We start from the raw sequence: 18,809 nt of genomic DNA, 5'->3' as shown, positions 1-18,809 counted from the left end.
ACTTACCTCCTAACCTAAGTTAGATTAATAAATTATTTAACTATATAAAAATATCTAGTATTACATAGTAATACTAGATATTACTTTATTATATTAGAAATGTTTATTAAATAGTTAATACCCCTAAATATAATGAGAACATGGTGGAAGAAGAACTCAAGGTTCCCCTTAAGTCTCCTTTAGATCCCTTAGATGAAGAAGAAATTAAACGTGTAGTAGAACTTATTAAAAGTCACTTAGGATCTAAGTCTAAGATAGTAAAGTTTTTCTCGGTATCATTAGATGAGCCAAAAAAGCAAGAATATCTAGCTTGGAAAAAAGATAGAAATATTAAAATTGACAGAAGAGCACTGATAAAATTCTATGATCCGGAGGAACAAAAGGTATATGAAGGAATAATATCTTTAACTACTAATAAAATAATATCTTTAACTAGGATTGATGACGTATTCCCCCCAATAACGCTCGATGAATTCGGAGAATGTGAGAAGGCTGTAAGAAATGACAGGAAAGTACAAGAAGCCTTAAGAAAAAGGGGAATTCTTCCAGATGATTTAAATTTATTAATGGTAGATTGCTGGGCACCAGGATATATTGAAGAAGAGTTTCGCGGTAAAAGAGTAGCAATCGGCTATATGTGGATAAAAAAGGATTATGAAGATAATGGATATGGTAGACCGGTACATGGCCTCATGCCTTGGGTAGATCTAGATAAGATGAAAGTCATAAGGGTTGATGATTATGGAGACGCTTCATTACCACATCTTGATGCCAACTATACGCCGGAGAAGTTGGGAAAAACATTTGGAGGTAATTTAAAAACTCTTGAAATACGTCAACCAAGGGGTGCTAGTTTTAGAGTAAATGGGTGGGAGATAAGTTGGTATAGGTGGAAAATGAGGATAGGTTATACTCCTAGAGAAGGATTAGTTATCTATGATGTAACTTACACTGATGAGAATAATCAAGAAAGAACAATACTTTATAGAGCTTCTGTTGTAGATTTAATGGTACCATACGGAGATCCCTCGCCTTTTCATAATAGAAAGATGGTGCTTGATGCGGGTGATTATGGATTAGGGAATTTTATTGTACCACTAAAGCATGGTATGGGCGATGTATATGATTGTGATTGTTTTGGAGAGATAATATATCATTTTGATGTAGTTAGGGTTAGTTCGGATGGTAAGCCAGTTAAGGTTAAAAAGGCTATTTGCGTCCATGAGGAGGATTTTAATATATTATGGAGACACACGGATTTAAGGAGTGGTAAATCTGAAGTTAGGAGAAACAGAAGGCTTGTTATTTCGTTTTGGGCTACACTAGCTAATTATGATTATGGATTCTTCTGGTATTTCTATCAAGATGGAAGTATCGAATTTCTTGTAAAGCTTACGGGAATAATAAACGATGATGGCGTAATCGAGAAAAATCCAAAGTATGGTACATTGGTTACACCGGAAGTTTATGCTCCACTTCATATACATTGGTTTAATATAAGACTTAACCTAAATATAGATGGCTTAGAAAATAGAATTTATGAGGTAAACTTGAAAGGAGAGCCAGTAAGTGAAAATAATCCGGTTGGTAACGCTTTCTTTGCAGAAGAAACATTACTGGAAAACGAAATTGAAGCAAGGAGGCATGTAAATCCTCAAACTGGTAGATATTGGAAGATAGTCAACATATATAAAAGAAATTACTTAGGTTTGCCTGTTGGTTATAGATTAATACCAGTTGAAAATGTAGCATGCCCATTACCAGACGATTCATACGTAAGAAAACGTGGTGGTTATATTAACTATCATCTTTGGGTCACTCCATATGATGAGAGTGAGAAATATGCTACTGGCGATTATCCTTATGAACAAGCAGGGGAAGGATTACCAAAATATGTGCTAAAGAAGAGATCGATTGTAGACAAAGATTTAGTAGTGTGGTATACGTTAGGTGTGCCACACGTAGTAAGAGTTGAAGATTGGCCTGTAATGCCTGTAGAGATGGCCGGATTTTGGCTTAAACCTGATGGCTTCTTCAATAGGAATCCTAGTATAGATTTGCCTAGACAACTTGAAAATAATAAACGACAATTAACTATGGAACATCATCATCAGTGAGTTAGGTGTAATGAAATGAATTTAAGGAAAAAGTATAAGAATTTTAAAATCTTTATCATGGTTATTCACACTATAATTATGATAGTCATGTCAGTCATTTTTGTGCTTCTATTAGAGCATCTAAGATAGACAAGTCTAATGCAAAATAATTAATTTAAAAAATTTATGTCATAAAATATAAACTATATTACGAAATTAATGGATTAACTAATAATATACTAATAATATGATAGAAAAGCCGAAGCTTATTAAATAAGTGCTACTTGAGGTAAGTTCCGTAAAATGCTATTCGGAATTTTTGATCTAGATAATATCCTACAGATAATAACAGAAGATCAAAAATTTATCAAATTTACTAGTGTTAGAAACTAAGTATCGCATTAAATTATAAACTTCTATATACTTCATATTCCCACTCTGTAACTAAGCTCTCATATTCTTCAACTTCTGCTAACTTTACTCTTATAAATTCTTCAATTAGTGACCTACCTACTTTTTCAATCAATCTAGTATCTCTCTTTAATTCATTCAGTGCATCTCTGAGATTTCGTGGAAGATCTTCAATATCTTTTTTGTGATATATATTCTCATTTAAGGGCTCTGGCGATTTAAGCCCTCTTTCTATACCGTCTAATCCAGCTTGTATTACCGCAGCTAAGAGCAAGTATGGATTAGTTGTTGGGTCAGGTACTCTATACTCTATTCTTCTATCTAGCTTAGATATTCCGGGATATGGTGTCGGTATCCTTATCATAGCTGATCTATTATTATATCCATAAGCTATTTTTGTTGGTGCCCAAGACCCGCGTATTAATCTTTTATAGGAATTTATAGTAGGCGCGGCTATCGCGGTTAATGCCTTGGCATGCTCAATTAATCCAGCTATAAAACTATATGCTAATTCACTTAGTTTATACTCATCATTCTGATTATAGAAGAGATTTTGACTTTCTTTCCATATACTTATATTTAAATGTAATCCAGATCCCGGTAACTTATTAAATGGTTTGGGCATAAAATTTACTTCGACTCCATATTTCGCTGCAATTTGTCTAGATATCTCTTTAAATAATATAATCTCATCAGCGCTTCTTAAAGCCCCCTTATACATTATATTAAATTCGTACTGTGCTGGCCCTTGTTCTTTTATGATCCTTACTGGATCTATTCCTATATATTTTATCTTCTTGGCAATTTCTCGTATTATTGGATTATTATAGTAGACCGAAGGGTCAAAACATCGAGCCTCATCAAATGGTTTCCTATCTTTTGTCAAGTAAAATTCAATTTCAAATGCAGATTTAAAATCAAAACCATATTGCTCCTTAACTTCTTCTAAAGTTCTTATTAGTGTACTTCTTGTATCGTATTCCCATGGCTTTCCTTGTTTATATAAATTACATAATACAACCGCTGACGGAGGAAATATTGAAAGAGTACTAATATCTGGAATTAAGAAAACATCTTCACTTTGAGGGCCAAAACTGCCATACGGACTAACGTAATTCATTGGTGTGAAGCTAATGATACCCATAGTTAAAGCTACTCCAGTTTCAATTGCATCACTAATATGATCTACATATACACCCTTAGCTCTTATATAACCATCTAATCCTACCCACGTGAATCTTAGAATCTCCACACCCTTATCTTTAAGTTCTTTTTCAATATTCACAATATTAAACTTATATAAAAAGGGTTAATTAACTGTTTTTAAAATGCGACTTTGAATCTTCACGGTTCCATTGTAAATTGAAATAGTAGTCCTTTCAATAAAATTACATAATATATATCATAATTTTCAAGTAAAGCGATGGGGGTGTGCGCTATTTAGTATAATGAAATCTTAATATGTTCCTACGAATTCATAAAGTGAATTAATTGGACTGTTAGAGCGTTCAGTAATAAATCTTTCTGTCAAAAATTTGCATACTCATGGCTAACATTGAGCACGAGGACCTTAAATCCTCGTGCCCTTAAGGCAAGGGGAAATCAAGCATTGAGATCAAAGGACTTATTATGATAGCAAACACTCCAAACAATCCATGCTAACTTCCTAGCACAAGCAACAACAAGCTTGTAAGGAACCTACCCCTCCTCTCATCATAATATTTAACTATAATCGGATTATTACGATGCAAAAGTATTCCCAAGACAGCTAAATAAAACGTCTTCCTCAAGTACCTATCACCACGTTTTGAAATACCGTGTGATACAACCCTAGAACCACTCCTCTCAGTAACTGGGTCTAAACCACAATAAGCCACAAACTTCTCCGCCCTCCTAAAACGCGAGAAATCACCAACCCTAGCCAAAATAACAGCACCAGTAATCAACCCAATACCCGGAATAGTAAAGATCACATGATCCTTAGGAACAACCTCCCCAATCCTCCTCAACAACTCCCTCTTCATATCCTCAAGTTCAAGTAGCTGCTTTACTATTCCCCTTAACTCGTATATTACAGCCTCAGCATATGGTAACCTCAAGTACTCCTCGTTGTACTCGTATTTCCCCTCTACGATTTCCCTTAGCCTTTTCTTCGTTATTTTATCGTCATCATCTATCATTATTATTGTCCTTTTGAACCTGTTCTTGTGTCTTATTATCTCTCCATCAAGGAATTCCAAGTATGATACTAGCTCTTTCAAGTTGTTCAATTCTATTGGTTTTCCCTCACTTGCCATATTTGCTAATTTCTCTGCGTCATTATAATCGCTTTTCTTCCTCGGATCCTTGTTCTTAGCTAGTATATTAGGGCTTACTAATAGTACCTCATGACCTCTTGTTTTTTAGCCAAGACGCTTGCGCTATAAGTTGCAGTTGCTTCTATCACTACTATATCATCTTGTATTTCCTCCTCTAGCTCTTTTAATCCATGTAGGTTGTTTGAGAATTTTGCCTTTCTCCCCTTGCCATCTCTTAACACGTAACATTTTAACTCTTTTTTATCTATGTCTATACCTATTATTCCCATAGTTTATCACCCTTATATGTTGTGGTTACCCTCGTGTGGGGTTCCACACTGTTCAAGTACGATTTTTACTATGGGATGTTTTGATGAGGGGGAGGTCACGCTCCTAGGGGTGTATTTATGCACAAGTTTTTTGCCGATCATCCCCCTCATGTGGTACTCCCTAAATTCAATTTATAAAAAATATTACTAAGATTTTATTTTAGACTAACGGAAAAATGTGAATTAAAACTTAAGAAATAAATTGAACTCTACGAGAGAAAAACATTTGTGGGAGGGTAGGTAATACTAGAATAGTGGGAATACCCATGAACCCCCTACTCTCCCACAATATAAACATTCAAAAACTAGCCTATATAACACTTTCCTTACTAAACTTCAATGGAAGAAAAGGAGAAGAAGTAGAGAAAACACTAATATCAGCTTGCCTATGGCGAGACTCAATAGAAAACAAATCAAAAAAACTACAACATATCCCCACAAACCATAAGAAATTACATAGAGGAACAAAGAATACAAATAACAGACAAACTACTACACAAAATACAAGAAATAGCAAGGGAATTACTAAAAGGAGTAGAGGAAGTGAACATAAGCATAGACTGGACTGGAATGGGGAGAGAAAGTAGAGGGAATAGGAAGTGGGGAAAAGGGATATCAATGGAACTACGCAACAGCAACAACAACGACAAAATAGTCATCCTAGCGTTCACACCATACACAAATGGAATGAGAAAAGATGAGATTGTGAAAACGCTAGTCAAACAAGTCACATCACTAGGATTCAAAATTAGCATAATAGCACTTGACGCAGGCTTTTACAGCGTTGAAGTAATAAGGTTCCTCTCGCAGTTCAAGTACATTATTTCTGTTCCAGTTGGTGATGTTAAGATTTATGATGAGTATGATGGTACTTATACTACTGGAAGTGGTAGGGGGAGTGGTCAAGTTAGTTTTAGGTTGATTGTTCATGGTCGTGAGGTTACGAGGAGGGGTAAGTGTCGTGTTGAGTATGTTGCTAGGGGTACTAATCTTGATTTGCCTAAACATGAGGTTTTGAGGTTGTATGATGGGATTAGGAATCCCATTGAGACTTCTTATAGAGAGATTAAGGGTTTTCTTGTTTTTACTTGTTCTAGGAGTTGGGTTTTTCGCTTGTTTGTCTTTGTTTTGGCTATGTTTTTGTACTCTTTGTTCTTTAAGGATGAGGTTAATAAAAGGGATTTCAAGCTTCTTCTCGTTTTGCTTTTCATAGGCGAGATACAAGATAACTTTTTATCTGAATTGGCTAAAATTATGGAACGGCTTTTTATTTATTTCGGTTTATTATCAAGGGGGTGATTTTGGAGAGTACCGTCATGCTGGGATTAGATTATACTCCCAGCTTAATATTACTTATATAAGTTTTTGTTAATTTGATTGGTGTTGTTTTATGATTTGCGGTGTTATTTGAGTAAGCGGAAGGTTTTAAGTTGAGGGTTTTGTGTGGATTTTTTGTCGATAGTGTTCAAACGTGGTATGTTTATGTGTTTAGTGTTGTCTTGAATGAGGCAGGTGTTTTTTCATGGGTGGTTTTTTGTGATGTTATAACTTCTGGGGCTAGTTTTCTATCCCGCATTAGATTTATCCAGCTTTGGGTTCTTATTCACGTTCATGGTTGTATGCTTGAGTCTAATTTGTAGGTTAGTGACATAATGTCGTCATGAAGGTACAAATTCTGGTACTAGCCCTCTCTCCCATAATACCAACGCTAATGAGTACTTCATAATCTCAAGGCTCCTATTAATAGCCTTAGTAGCCCTCTTGAACCTCACTAGTCTATCACGTAAGGATGAGTGAAGGGACTCATTGGGATTAACTGGTGAAACAACAGTATGTTGAGGTAGAAGGAAGTACAGGTTGTAATCATCAGTTACCCAGGTTCCCTTCTCTGGAAGATATTGTCTAAGTCCATTAAACGCCTTCTCATCACGATCACCAACGGAGAAAGAAACATACATACCTTTGCTAGAGAAGACAAATCCAGTAAAAACCCACTTGTAGAACGCTTTTTTATTCCTCTTCAAGTAAGTCCACATTTCATCAACAACTTTAACACCCTCACCCACAACATTCCTAGCCTTACTCCAAAGTTCAACGATTTTTTCATACTTCTTCTTACCATACCTCTTAATCCAAGTGAAAACAGTACCCAAGGGGACTTGAAGAACCCTGGAAATAGCCCTCATACTCATTCCATTAGAATACATTTCTAAAGCCTTTTCCCTTACACTTTTATCATAACGATGCTTAGCACCCTCAAGGAATTGCCTACCACAATTCCTACAAAGATACTCTTGCTTACCCCTCACCTTACCCTTCTTAACAACATGATTACTACCACAAGAGGGACAAGTTATCTCCCTGTAAACCGGCTTTCTTCCCCTCTTACCCATAATAATACTTTCGTTATACAAATATTTATACCTTCATGGTGACACTATGGTTAGTGATAACATATAGCAGTTTTTCTTGCAATAATATATTTTTTAAATTATTTTGCATAAATTGTGGATTGGAAACCTTCACACAAAGTACCATAACTCCTATCACCAACGACAAAGTAAGGAACATCATCGACATGAAAATCCAAAACCCACACCTCTTAACATCACTTATATAAGTAATATTAAGCTGGGAGTATAATTTAATCCCAGCATGAGGGGGATGATCGGCAAAAAACTTGTGCATAAATACACCCCTAGGAGCGTGACCTCCCCCTCATCAAAACATCCCATAGTAAAAATCGTACTTGAACAGTGTGGAACCCCACACGAGGGTAACCACAACATATAAGGGTGATAAACTATGGGAATAATAGGTATAGACATAGATAAAAAAGAGTTAAAATGTTACGTGTTAAGAGATGGCAAGGGGAGAAAGGCAAAATTCTCAAACAACCTACATGGATTAAAAGAGCTAGAGGAGGAAATACAAGATGATATAGTAGTGATAGAAGCAACTGCAACTTATAGCGCAAGCGTCTTGGCTAAAAAACAAGAGGTCATGAGGTACTATTAGTAAGCCCTAATATACTAGCTAAGAACAAGGATCCGAGGAAGAAAAGCGATTATAATGACGCAGAGAAATTAGCAAATATGGCAAGTGAGGGAAAACCAATAGAATTGAACAACTTGAAAGAGCTAGTATCATACTTGGAATTCCTTGATGGAGAGATAATAAGACACAAGAACAGGTTCAAAAGGACAATAATAATGATAGATGATGACGATAAAATAACGAAGAAAAGGCTAAGGGAAATCGTAGAGGGGAAATACGAGTACAACGAGGAGTACTTGAGGTTACCATATGCTGAGGCTGTAATATACGAGTTAAGGGGAATAGTAAAGCAGCTACTTGAACTTGAGGATATGAAGAGGGAGTTGTTGAGGAGGATTGGGGAGGTTGTTCCTAAGGATCATGTGATCTTTACTATTCCGGGTATTGGGTTGATTACTGGTGCTGTTATTTTGGCTAGGGTTGGTGATTTCTCGCGTTTTAGGAGGGCGGAGAAGTTTGTGGCTTATTGTGGTTTAGACCCAGTTACTGAGAGGAGTGGTTCTAGGGTTGTATCACACGGTATTTCAAAACGTGGTGATAGGTACTTGAGGAAGACGTTTTATTTAGCTGTCTTGGGAATACTTTTGCATCGTAATAATCCGATTATAGTTAAATATTATGATGAGAGGAGGGGTAGGTTCCTTACAAGCTTGTTGTTGCTTGTGCTAGGAAGTTAGCATGGATTGTTTGGAGTGTTTGCTATCATAATAAGTCCTTTGATCTCAATGCTTGATTTCCCCTTGCCTTAAGGGCACGAGGATTTAAGGTCCTCGTGCTCAATGTTAGCCATGAGTATGCAAATTTTTGACAGAAAGATTTATTACTGAACGCTCCTAGGACGATAATAGGTCCACTGCTCATCAAAAACCTTACTCTTCCATGTCTGTTCTTAGTGCTTGTTCAAGAAATAGTAGGACAAATCCTAGTTGTTCTGTGTTTTTCTCGTGCTCATAGTAGATTTTGGCTAACATGTTCACGTTTTAATTTAAGTAATATCATGATTAAAAAGTTTTTATAGAGTTGAGAAAAATTCTCCTTGTTCCCTCAACTCTTGAAGGAATTTATACTTTTTAACGGATTAGGGCTTTAAGGGAATTTTTCAGTTAGCTCTTGAATCTAATTATCAATTAAAAGCTGTAATAATCTATTTTTTAGCTAATTTTATTATTAGGCTATTGTTGTTAGCAATGATATCTGTTATCTCGTATTTATCAGCGAGATTATCTAATTTATCATAAAAGCTTTCAAATATTCCCTTATAATAATAGCCTAGTATAATCGAGTAGGTAACACTATAATTGTGATCAAAAATACATATATATTCCTTCTCCTTTTTTATTATGTCTAACTTATACAACCCAGAGTATTTTGAGATAGTTCTTAAAAAATTTATGAAGATACTGATAGATGCTCTCTCTATCGTCTTAGATTCATTCCACGTAAATAAGTATTCTTTCCCCCACTCTTTACCTAAACTGTAAGCCCTCTCTTTTATTTTTTCTATATCTTGCCCTAAAGATTCAACTAAAAGCCCAAAAAACCTAGAAGAAATAATAATTGGTCTATCCCGACTTATATCTTCTATCTTACTTAAATAGTTAATATAGTTCTCTAAAAATTCATTAATAACTTGATTGAATCTTTTATTTTTCTTATAGAGGATCTCATCTAATTTATCTACTACTCCTTTAGGAATTCTAACTGCTTTAATGACAGTCATATTATCCATTTTATTGGAATTTCTCTCAAAATTAGTTTCTTTTGTCACATATAGTAATTTGTCTTAATAGCTATATATATTTTATCAGAGTCAGTAAGGGCACGGGTAGAAAAACATAAATAGCAATATTATTACAAAATGAGATAAATAGTCAATAATACCCTTAAAATATCTCCCAATAACATAAACAGTCTGAAGAATCCTATGAGGGGAATAAAATCTACCTAGAATGTTCAACTACAGTCACGAAAATCAAGATGTAATACACTAAAAATTCAAACCATAGAGAAGTTCTGTTACACTAAAATCCAAACGTAAAACCCTAGCAAAACACACTTGAGAGTGTCCGGATTGCATAAAATTCGGCCTATTTTAATATAAAGTATAAAATTAACTCTATGTTCCGAGTTATCACCTTAATTTGAGGTTAAATTGACTAACATAGATGTCAATTTGCCCAACTTAAGTATTATTCAGTTTTTCATTAACGAGACAGATCTCAAATAATTATTCACTGAATTTCTCTCACTTCGGACACTCTCACTTGTGCTAGAGTTATTATGTAATGGTTGAGGGTTACCGCATGAACATAGTAACCCTAGCACAATTAATACTTCAGAATAAAAACGTTAAGCCCAAAAAACACCAACTAAAAACCATATCACTAAGCTTAGCACAATACATACTAAGAGAAGTTTAGTGACACGCTTGCGGTGTAGTGATGAATATGGAAATTTTATATTGCTTTACAGACACTATTTGTTCTCAAATGGCATCATGGATAATTTGGTAGTCATTTAATTTTTAAGGTTATAAGTTCTATCTTATTGTTGGATAGAGTTTATTGTAGTTGCATTTTCAATGAAAAACACTTTACTATTTATAAGTTAAACGTAAACTTTACGGAATGCCTTGATGAGTGGAACAGCATAGATTTACAAAAACTTTCACAACACACTCATTTATACGCTTTATAAGAAATATTTTGAATCAGAAACATTTCACTTTATTTTAAACTGTTTCAATACATTATTCCTATGAATATACTTTGTTATCGTAGATGGGACTGTAACTGTACCATTCCCCTTACCTATAACCTTACCGATAATGTGGGGTTCTTGAGACTTCTTCTTTAGCTCATCATAAATTTCCTCAATGACTTTTTTGTGGGCAAAAATCACTATTGCACCGTTAGTGCCTGCAGTAGAATTCGGTATAATGAAATTCTCAGTTGCGAATTCATGTATATCAGGATCTATTACCGGAATATCAAATAATTCAACATCAACTTGGGCCTTTTCAGCAAATTCCTTGACCACAAATAGTCCAGGTCCAGTAACATCAGTGGTCATAGCTATATGAGCCTCCTCATTAAATGAACCTCCAAATGGTGGCAAATAATCATATATTGTTTTAGCAACCTCAATATTAGGAGTTCTCATGTATGTCAACGCCTTTCTCTTGGCTTCTTCAACTCTTTGAATTGTAATTCCCCTAGCTTCCATGTCTTCTATAAGTTCTGGCACCGTAAGCATCCACATATATACATTTATTGGTGTTAACTCGCCTACGGGTCTAGTAACTAATATCTCCATGTTTTCATTAACCTTATTATAATATGTTGGCAATTCATGATCAGACTTACCTATTACAGTTGCGCCTATCATTAGAGTCTTAGAGTTTGGTTGAATGTCATCTATTAATTCTATAGAATACGTTCTAGCGTAGTTATCAAAATTTACCAATAATTGATTCTTTAATTCATCAACTGGAGCATCAACCACTGGAATCATTCTTAAATCTTGAAAAACACCTTTTGTGAATAGATCATTTAAAGAGTTAGAAATTGCAACATCAACCTGCATTTGAGAACCAGGATCGTCCAGAGGATCAACTATTTGAATAGTGTCATTATTAGCTACAGTGTACGAGTTTTCTTTGGCTCCTTCTAGCCTAAATAGATCCAATACTGCTACCTCACCTTTAGGATTGGTAGTAACTATTGAATGCCCTTTCCCAATTGTCAGTTTTCTTTTAGTTTTTATCGAAGTGTAAACTCTTAACAGAAACTCAGCAAATTTACCGGGATCCCCCGCAGTTTCTTGATTAACTTGAATTAGACTAACAGCTCTATCTGCGTCGAATTCTCCACTATTTATTATTCTCTTCATGATTATCTTCTCTCTCGTTATAAAGATATCCGCATCTTCCCTAGGTAATATTTCTATATTTCTTCTCGTCAATTCGTCCCTTATTTTTTGTATTGCTGGATAAACGGTGTCTATTAAATCCACTTTTACTGCGCATCCAGTAGCAAGCGATAATGGATTAAGCCCCATTTTTTTATATTTGTCAAGATTAACTCTAAATTTATCAATTAATTTGTCAATGGCCATCAAGTTAGCATATTCTCGTAAGAAAATAAAAAGTTAGCTCTCATAATGTTTATGCAGTTTTTGTAAATTTCATTTTAAATAAAAATAGTTTTGAAAAGCAGAAATCCCAACACACTTAAATTCTACGTGAATGCTTTAAAATTTGATGCAGATAACTGATAGAAGAACCCCTTATTATCCTAACATACAGGATGTACCGCCATCAATCGTAAGGAGACTTATCAAGTCTAGCAACTTAACAGTAATTGATATTAGACAACCCTGGGAATATGAGGATCATCACATACCCGGATCAATATTATTACCTTTAGACTACTTTGATGATTTATTTCCTTTAATAAATAAAAATGCTGTGGCTATTGTATGTGAGCATGCTAATAGATCAACTTGGCTCGTATATACTAAGCCGTACCTTTTCGAGGGACTAAAGGTTTACAATATGCTAGGTGGTATGGAATTATGGATGAGAATGGGATATGAAGTTAAGAAAGGTATGGATGAGAACGGTACACTATGGTATAAGTTATTAAATAAAAATTTGAGATAAAGTAACTTTTTGCATCTAGCGAAAGTCTTAAGAAATATAAGTAAATAGATAAAATGATGGAAAAACTCCCACCATCAGCAAAACTAGTACTAAAGGTAATACTAGAGAAAAAGGTAATTAGATTCAAGGAATTACAAGAACAAACTAAGTTGCCCACACGAACATTACGTTATGCATTAAGGGTACTCAGGGAAAAAGGTTTAATAAAAGCGTTACCTTGCCTTGACGATGCCAGAGAAAGAATGTACTCAGTTCTAGAAATAGACGAATGTTATAAGTTATTTAGCGATTAAAACTCCTCCATTTCTTCAGCGTACATCTCTTCTTCTAATTCTTCCTTAATATTCTTCTTTACTTCCTCTAAATGTTCTAGGACCTCTTTCAGATTTTTGTATTTCGTAGGAATGTATCTTAACCTACCATAAGACATCATGTAGGAGCCTGGACATAAGAACTTAGGACCTACTACTATTGCATCTACATTTAAATCTAATATTACTGACATTGTAGCCTCTTTGCTACCTACTCCGGGGTTTTCATACTGTTCAACTTCCCTTTTATCCTCATCAATTACTCCTATTATTTCAGCCTCATCTAGAGGTTTTAATTCTTGTGACTTATCATATGTTAAAGCTATTCTCATAAGCCTCTATTCCAAAACAATTCTTAAATACTTTGTCATCAATAGATTTAGAAAAATTAGGAAAAAAACCTATTTAGTACTAAATTCCTTTCCTATAGCTCTAATTACAATAAATATCACTCCTAAACCTCTCTGAATTTCTGGATCTGACAATAATCTAATAAGTCCGCCTATTGAGACTTGAGGTGGTGACTCCAAATTCTTCTTAACTTCATCAGAAGTAATAGCTCTCATTATCCTATACGGCACTTCGCTGAGTGTTATCCCAAAGAAGTCCATAGCCTTAGGATAAACCTCTAAAAATTGCGATACATAACCAGAAATATGAGTTATAGCCTCATCATTCAACATATCACGAAGAGTTTTCGCAACATACGCTAAATCTATAACAACGTCTAATGCACCATTCCTATCTAGATCTTCAACCTTATTTAGGACATTATCTATAAGTCTCATTTTTTTCATAGTGGACTTTATTGAGCGTAAGGTTTGATCATCGATCTCTCTCATTATCTCTAATAAATTTGAAATGTATTTACCTAAGTTTTGTATAGCCTCATCATTCAACATATCACGAAAACTCTTAACAACATAAGCAGAATTAACCAAAACATCTAATGTGCCATCAGTTCTCATATTATCTAATCTACTTAGAAGATCAGACATCACTTCAGATCTGTCAAGCAAGACTTTAACAGCATCAGCGCGTTGTGAGACTAACTTCATTACTTCTAATGAACTGGATAAAGTATAAGCTAGGTTCTGTATTGCGTCATCAGTTAACATATCACGAAAAGTCTTCAGAGAATATGACATATTAATTAGAACATCTAAAGTGCCATCTTCCTTCAGCGTCTTTAACCTTTTGACAAAATCGGCTAATGTGTCTGAATTCTGAATAATAGCCATCGTATTCTCAAATACTTCAGATTTAGAAACAACTTTTCCAAATTCTAACAGTGACGATACTATATTACCTAAGTTTTGTATAGCCTCATCATTCAACATATCACGAAAACTCTTAACAACATAAGCAGAATTAACCAAAACATCTAATGCTCCAGACTCCCTAAGCTCGTCTATTTTCTTTAGTGCCTCATTAAGTGCTGGAGTCAGATCTAGAAGTTCGGCTAGCTCATCTATTTTCTTTTCATCAATCTTAGAAGCTAGTTTTTCAAGATTAATAGTTTGCATCTTTACCACACTGAAATTATTTGTCCACCTTCAACGTCCATACTAAATGTAGTTATCCCTGCTATTTCATCGACTATATCAACATAATCCTCTTTAGTATAGTTAAATAGCTTACTAGCATATGAACAAGCATAAATCTTAACCTTATTGCTCTTTTTAGCTTTCCTAAACAAGCTCATATAATCTTCTTCCTTCTTTTCAACCATGGTCTTTGATGACAGATCCTCATTCTTAACTTCTGGGTTTTTGGTAAACGCCTTAACAGCATCCATTGTTAAAAAAACGTAGACTTCGTCACCCATAGACGATATTATAACTGAAGTCATCGCAGCATAAGTTAACCTTGAACGCTCATTAGAACCTACAATAATTCCAGTCTTCATTTCAGACCACAGCCTTAGCTGTAACAGTCCAATACATCTTATTGTACATTATTTTGCCCCACCAATGTATGTACGAAGGTGGTGGAGGACTCTCATTCATAGTATAGCTGAATCTGATATAAGTAGCTTGATCGGTACCAGTTGCTATGTAACATAATACGTCTCCACCGTAGTTTTTAACACCTAAGTTGCCCTTTATATCATTTGCAATATTATGAGCGACAACATAGGACTCAAAATCCGCAGTTGACCCTGCTTTAGAAACTGGTAAGTCGGTAGCATCACCCATCACGTAAACATTTGACTGGTCTTTCATCCTCAGAGTGAACTTATCTGTTGGTATCCATCTCCTCCTATCTCCTATTCCAGAATCTCCAATAACCTTAGCACCCATATTAGGCGGAACAGCAATTAACATATCAAACTTTAACTTCTCTCCCTCTTGTGATTCAATAACCTTCTCAGTTGGGTTCACGCTAGTTACTGTAAATGGAGAATGTACTTCTATACCTCTTTGTTCGAAAAGCCTCAACATGAACTTATTAGTTATGGGTCTTCCAAATACTCCTTGAACTGGATATGTATAAATTATCTTAGTCTTATCTCTAATACCCCTCTTTCTCAAATAATCATCTAAAATTAAGGTAACTTCCAGAGGAGCTACTGGACATCTATGAGGCAACCTAGCTACATTAACGACTATAGTGCCGCCTTGAAACTTCTCTAATGCTTCTCTCATCTTTATCGCATCATCATACTCAAACACTGTATGTGACGCGGCCCTATAACCGGGTATTTCGTCCCAGGTGTACTCTACACCTGTCGTTATAACTAAATAATCATAACTATGCTGAACGCCATCGGCGGTTTGCACAGAATGATTAGCTACATCTATCTTAGTAATGGTACCTTTTTCTCCATGTAAAAATTTGATACGAGGGTCTAATAGCTCACTTTCTTTCTTAACCAATTCTCCTGGAACTTCAAGACCAAATCCCACTAATAATTGGCCAGGCAAATAGATATGATCATCGGACTTATTCAGCACTACTATTTCCACATCTCCTTTATTTACCTCATGCTCTAATTTTTGAATTAATCTATTAGCAATTATTGTACCGGCTATATTTCCTCCAGCGACTATTATCCTTTTAGCCATTCATTCCACCTACTTGCTTACTAGTAGTATGTATTTATTGCCTTCTTTAGTTTCTTGTACTATTTTCAAACCTCTCTTCTTAGCCCACAATGTGATATCCTTCTTAGTTGCCTCATCCCCGAGAATTACCTTAACAGCCTCCCCATCCCTCAACTCATCAATAACTCCAGATAACTCACCTATGGGACCAGCACACGAAGAACTAGTCAAATCCAACTCCTTATATATCTTAAGACTACTCATACTTTTTGCGCACCTCTATAATCTATCTTGCATATATACTTTTAAATATTTCGATTATTTCAACAATATATTTTTTCAAGAATGTTATTACTTAATTTACTTATATCTAATATAATTGATGTTCTAAAATCAAAGTATAATTGAACCACTCATAACTTTATCAAAAACAAATTATGAAATTATTATCTGAAAGCCCTTGTTAATTAAATCGGTAAAGGCGTAATGATGATCTTCATCTCCAATTAGTTTTACTACACTAGATAATTTATCCTTGATGTTCAAGTGCGGTGGAGAAGCACAATATCCACACGCACCTAATATTATGCCTTCCTTTAATGCTCTTTCGTAAGCTGGTTTAAGGCCTTTATAAGGACTTTCAGATATGGGTATCTTAGTACCTAGTCCGTCAAAATATACATAAACTTCGTGACCCTCCCTCTTTAGTTCAACCGCATAATGTAAGGCATGAGCGGCTTTTATGGATTCGGATAAACTAGTCGGATCATTCATAATTACGAAAAGCAGTTTAGCCATATTTAACTCTTTCTTCCTAAGCTTAAAAGATTTAGCATTGTTCTCTATTTAACTTGAATAAAGATTTATTAATTGTAACATTAGAGATTATAGTCACGTAATTAAAGATTTATTCTTTAATAACTACTCTTTTTGATTTTCCTTCAAATCTTGGTAAAGTGCCTACGTCTACAAATTCTACTTCTGGTGTTACAAATGCTACTGTCCTAATTTCTTCTATTAGTTTTTCTCTTAGTTTTTCTGATGGTTTTTCAGTTTCTACCCTAATTATTAGTCTATGTTCTCTAGTAGATCTATCCACAACTATTTGAAACTCTATCACATCTTGATGAGACATTAAAACATGTGCAATTGCTGTAGGAAAAAGTTTTACACCTTTGTAAAATATGACGTCATCTATTCTTCCCTTAATAATTCTAATTTTAGGAAAAGGTATTTCATCATCACTTTCTATGATGCTAGTAATATCCCTCGTCCTATATCTTATTAACGGCATAGCTTCTTTAGTGAGCGTAGTTATTACCATTTCTCCTTCCTCTCCCTCGGAAACCCTCTCACCAGTATCTGGATCAATTATCTCTACCAAATAATGATCTGACCAAATGTGTAACCATTCATGGTTATCATTAGGACATTCTTGAGCCACACCAGGTCCTAAACCCTCAGTCAGACCATAAATTTCTAACGCATGCCCATTTCTAACTTTTAAGCCTAATTCTACCTCAATCCTCTCTAATATTTCCCTTGTCATTGTTTCAGCGCCAGGAATTGCCAGCCTAAGCTGTAATTCACTTTCCGCGTTTATCCCTAATTTACTCAAAGTCTCCGCTACTAATAATTCGTATGAGGGAGTTCCAGTTATTACAGTCGCCTTAAAGTCCTTTAAGGCTTTAGCTAAAGCCTCTGTCCTTCCAGTACTCCAAGGTATCACCTTAGCTCCTATTCTCTGAATTCCTTGGTGGAGACCTATCCCACCTGTAAATAGTCCATAACCATAGATATTCATAACTATATCGTTTTTAGTTACCCCGGCAGTAACTAAACTTCTTGCTACAAGGTTAGTCCAAACCTCAATATCATTCCACGTGTATGCATTAACTGTGGGAATACCAGTAGTTCCAGACGTCATATGCCATCCTACTACTTTCTCAAAAGGAACTGCTAAAAAATCTCCACCATGAGGATATGCGTGTTTTCTTAAATCTTCCTTAGTTGTAAATGGAATTTTGACCAAATCCTCTGGAGACTTTATATCATCTGCTCTTAGCCCCTTCTCCCTAAAGAGCTTATGATAATAAGGGGAACTTTCGTATACCCTCTTTATTAGGCTTCTTAATCTAAACCTCTGAATATCCCTTATTTCCTCCTTATTCAACGCTTTAGGATTTGTCTCATCATAAGTTATTTTAACGTTCATCCTAATACCTCACCTATTATCCTAACCCCGTCTGTAGTTAATCTTACCCTAGCGCCTACCTTTGGTTGACCCTTAATCCAAGCCATTAGATTAATGTTATCCTTAGTCTTCACTATACCAATTATGTAGTCAGCATACTCTTCAAACCCTTGAGGTTTCTGAGTTACAATACTATAAGTCATTATTTCGCCTTCGTTGCTAACCTTAATCCATTCCATCTCGCTCTTACCACAGTTATAGCAATCTCTTTGAGGTGGAAAATATACTGCACCGCAATTTCTGCATTTAGTGGCTAAAATCTCACCACGCTTAACAGCATCTATGAACTCATCGGGATACTTTATCTTGTATTTTAGCGATAGAGGAATAGCGTCTGTTTGCAT

Annotated in this window: 19 protein-coding genes and 1 pseudogene; 6 read left to right on the top strand and 14 right to left on the bottom strand. The window is 35.1% G+C overall.

Going from position 1 to position 18,809, the window contains the following annotated elements:
• Positions 1 to 140: 140 nt before the first annotated feature.
• On the top strand, positions 141 to 2,117 hold the full coding sequence (locus V6M85_RS06125; RefSeq protein WP_338604300.1) for a primary-amine oxidase: 1,977 nt from the start codon (positions 141 to 143) through the stop codon (positions 2,115 to 2,117).
• A gap of 385 nt (positions 2,118 to 2,502) precedes the next feature.
• Here the strand turns inward: V6M85_RS06125 and V6M85_RS06120 are convergent, their stop codons facing one another.
• The 3 genes from V6M85_RS06120 to V6M85_RS06110 all read right to left on the bottom strand — a co-directional run bounded on the left by V6M85_RS06120 (position 2,503) and on the right by V6M85_RS06110 (position 5,094).
• Positions 2,503 to 3,792: a glutamine synthetase family protein gene (locus V6M85_RS06120; protein WP_338604298.1), complete on the bottom strand. Its 1,290-nt coding sequence runs from the start codon at positions 3,790 to 3,792 to the stop codon at positions 2,503 to 2,505.
• A gap of 373 nt (positions 3,793 to 4,165) precedes the next feature.
• Entirely contained in the window at positions 4,166 to 4,804 is a 639-nt protein-coding gene (locus tag V6M85_RS06115; RefSeq protein WP_338604290.1) for an IS110 family transposase, read from the bottom strand.
• Between the two features lie 77 nt (positions 4,805 to 4,881).
• Positions 4,882 to 5,094 (bottom strand): hypothetical protein, encoded by a 213-nt coding sequence (locus tag V6M85_RS06110; protein ID WP_338604292.1) that lies wholly within the window; start codon positions 5,092 to 5,094, stop codon positions 4,882 to 4,884.
• A 305-nt stretch (positions 5,095 to 5,399) separates the two neighbouring features.
• On the opposite strand from V6M85_RS06110, the pseudogene V6M85_RS06105 reads away from it, so the two are divergent.
• Positions 5,400 to 6,432, top strand: a pseudogene (locus V6M85_RS06105) (DUF4322 domain-containing protein).
• Positions 6,433 to 6,791: 359 nt separating this feature from the next.
• On the opposite strand, the gene V6M85_RS06100 reads toward V6M85_RS06105, so the two are convergent.
• Positions 6,792 to 7,526 (bottom strand): IS1 family transposase, encoded by a 735-nt coding sequence (locus V6M85_RS06100; RefSeq protein WP_338604295.1) that lies wholly within the window; start codon positions 7,524 to 7,526, stop codon positions 6,792 to 6,794.
• 412 nt (positions 7,527 to 7,938) lie between these two features.
• Here V6M85_RS06100 and V6M85_RS06095 point away from each other — a divergent pair, with 412 nt between their 5' ends.
• Positions 7,939 to 8,151 carry a hypothetical protein gene (locus V6M85_RS06095; protein WP_338604292.1) on the top strand — a complete coding sequence of 71 codons (213 nt, stop codon included), beginning with the start codon at positions 7,939 to 7,941 and terminating at the stop codon, positions 8,149 to 8,151.
• Positions 8,152 to 8,228: 77 nt separating this feature from the next.
• Entirely contained in the window at positions 8,229 to 8,867 is a 639-nt protein-coding gene (locus V6M85_RS06090) for an IS110 family transposase (protein WP_338604290.1), read from the top strand.
• 467 nt (positions 8,868 to 9,334) lie between these two features.
• Here the strand turns inward: V6M85_RS06090 and V6M85_RS06085 are convergent, their stop codons facing one another.
• Both V6M85_RS06085 and V6M85_RS06080 read right to left on the bottom strand, forming a co-directional pair.
• Positions 9,335 to 9,958 (bottom strand): hypothetical protein, encoded by a 624-nt coding sequence (locus V6M85_RS06085; RefSeq protein ID WP_338604288.1) that lies wholly within the window; start codon positions 9,956 to 9,958, stop codon positions 9,335 to 9,337.
• A gap of 953 nt (positions 9,959 to 10,911) precedes the next feature.
• Entirely contained in the window at positions 10,912 to 12,306 is a 1,395-nt protein-coding gene (locus V6M85_RS06080; RefSeq protein WP_338604286.1) for a SelD-related putative sulfur metabolism protein, read from the bottom strand.
• A gap of 145 nt (positions 12,307 to 12,451) precedes the next feature.
• Here V6M85_RS06080 and V6M85_RS06075 point away from each other — a divergent pair, with 145 nt between their 5' ends.
• Positions 12,452 to 12,853, top strand: coding sequence for a rhodanese-like domain-containing protein (locus V6M85_RS06075; RefSeq protein ID WP_338604284.1), 402 nt, complete (start codon positions 12,452 to 12,454; stop codon positions 12,851 to 12,853).
• A gap of 56 nt (positions 12,854 to 12,909) precedes the next feature.
• Positions 12,910 to 13,146 carry a winged helix-turn-helix transcriptional regulator gene (locus V6M85_RS06070; RefSeq protein ID WP_338604648.1) on the top strand — a complete coding sequence of 79 codons (237 nt, stop codon included), beginning with the start codon at positions 12,910 to 12,912 and terminating at the stop codon, positions 13,144 to 13,146.
• Here the strand turns inward: V6M85_RS06070 and V6M85_RS06065 are convergent.
• From V6M85_RS06065 to V6M85_RS06030, 8 genes are all read right to left on the bottom strand, one after another.
• Positions 13,143 to 13,496 carry a hypothetical protein gene (locus V6M85_RS06065; protein WP_338604281.1) on the bottom strand — a complete coding sequence of 118 codons (354 nt, stop codon included), beginning with the start codon at positions 13,494 to 13,496 and terminating at the stop codon, positions 13,143 to 13,145. The two genes, V6M85_RS06070 and V6M85_RS06065, sit on opposite strands and share 4 nt — an antisense overlap.
• A gap of 69 nt (positions 13,497 to 13,565) precedes the next feature.
• Positions 13,566 to 14,690 carry a DUF1641 domain-containing protein gene (locus tag V6M85_RS06060; RefSeq protein ID WP_338604279.1) on the bottom strand — a complete coding sequence of 375 codons (1,125 nt, stop codon included), beginning with the start codon at positions 14,688 to 14,690 and terminating at the stop codon, positions 13,566 to 13,568.
• A gap of 2 nt (positions 14,691 to 14,692) precedes the next feature.
• On the bottom strand, positions 14,693 to 15,073 hold the full coding sequence (locus V6M85_RS06055; RefSeq protein ID WP_338604276.1) for a DsrE family protein: 381 nt from the start codon (positions 15,071 to 15,073) through the stop codon (positions 14,693 to 14,695).
• Position 15,074: 1 nt separating this feature from the next.
• Complete coding sequence (locus V6M85_RS06050) at positions 15,075 to 16,232, bottom strand: FAD/NAD(P)-binding oxidoreductase (protein ID WP_338604273.1); 1,158 nt, start codon at positions 16,230 to 16,232, stop codon at positions 15,075 to 15,077.
• A gap of 9 nt (positions 16,233 to 16,241) precedes the next feature.
• Positions 16,242 to 16,475: a sulfurtransferase TusA family protein gene (locus tag V6M85_RS06045; protein WP_338602673.1), complete on the bottom strand. Its 234-nt coding sequence runs from the start codon at positions 16,473 to 16,475 to the stop codon at positions 16,242 to 16,244.
• Positions 16,476 to 16,646: 171 nt separating this feature from the next.
• A complete protein-coding gene (locus tag V6M85_RS06040; protein WP_338604270.1) occupies positions 16,647 to 17,009 on the bottom strand; it encodes a hypothetical protein in 363 nt (120 codons plus the stop codon).
• Between the two features lie 109 nt (positions 17,010 to 17,118).
• Positions 17,119 to 18,426 (bottom strand): phenylacetate--CoA ligase, encoded by a 1,308-nt coding sequence (locus V6M85_RS06035; protein WP_338604267.1) that lies wholly within the window; start codon positions 18,424 to 18,426, stop codon positions 17,119 to 17,121.
• Entirely contained in the window at positions 18,423 to 18,809 is a 387-nt protein-coding gene (locus tag V6M85_RS06030) for a Zn-ribbon domain-containing OB-fold protein (protein WP_338604264.1), read from the bottom strand. Before V6M85_RS06030 ends, V6M85_RS06035 begins: the two co-directional genes overlap by 4 nt.

The sequence above is a fragment of the Sulfolobus tengchongensis genome, assembly GCF_036967215.1.
Lineage (GTDB): Archaea > Thermoproteota > Thermoprotei_A > Sulfolobales > Sulfolobaceae > Saccharolobus > Saccharolobus tengchongensis_A.
The sequence above is the reverse complement of the archived record's forward strand: the minus strand, read 5'-3'. Positions and strand labels throughout refer to the sequence as shown.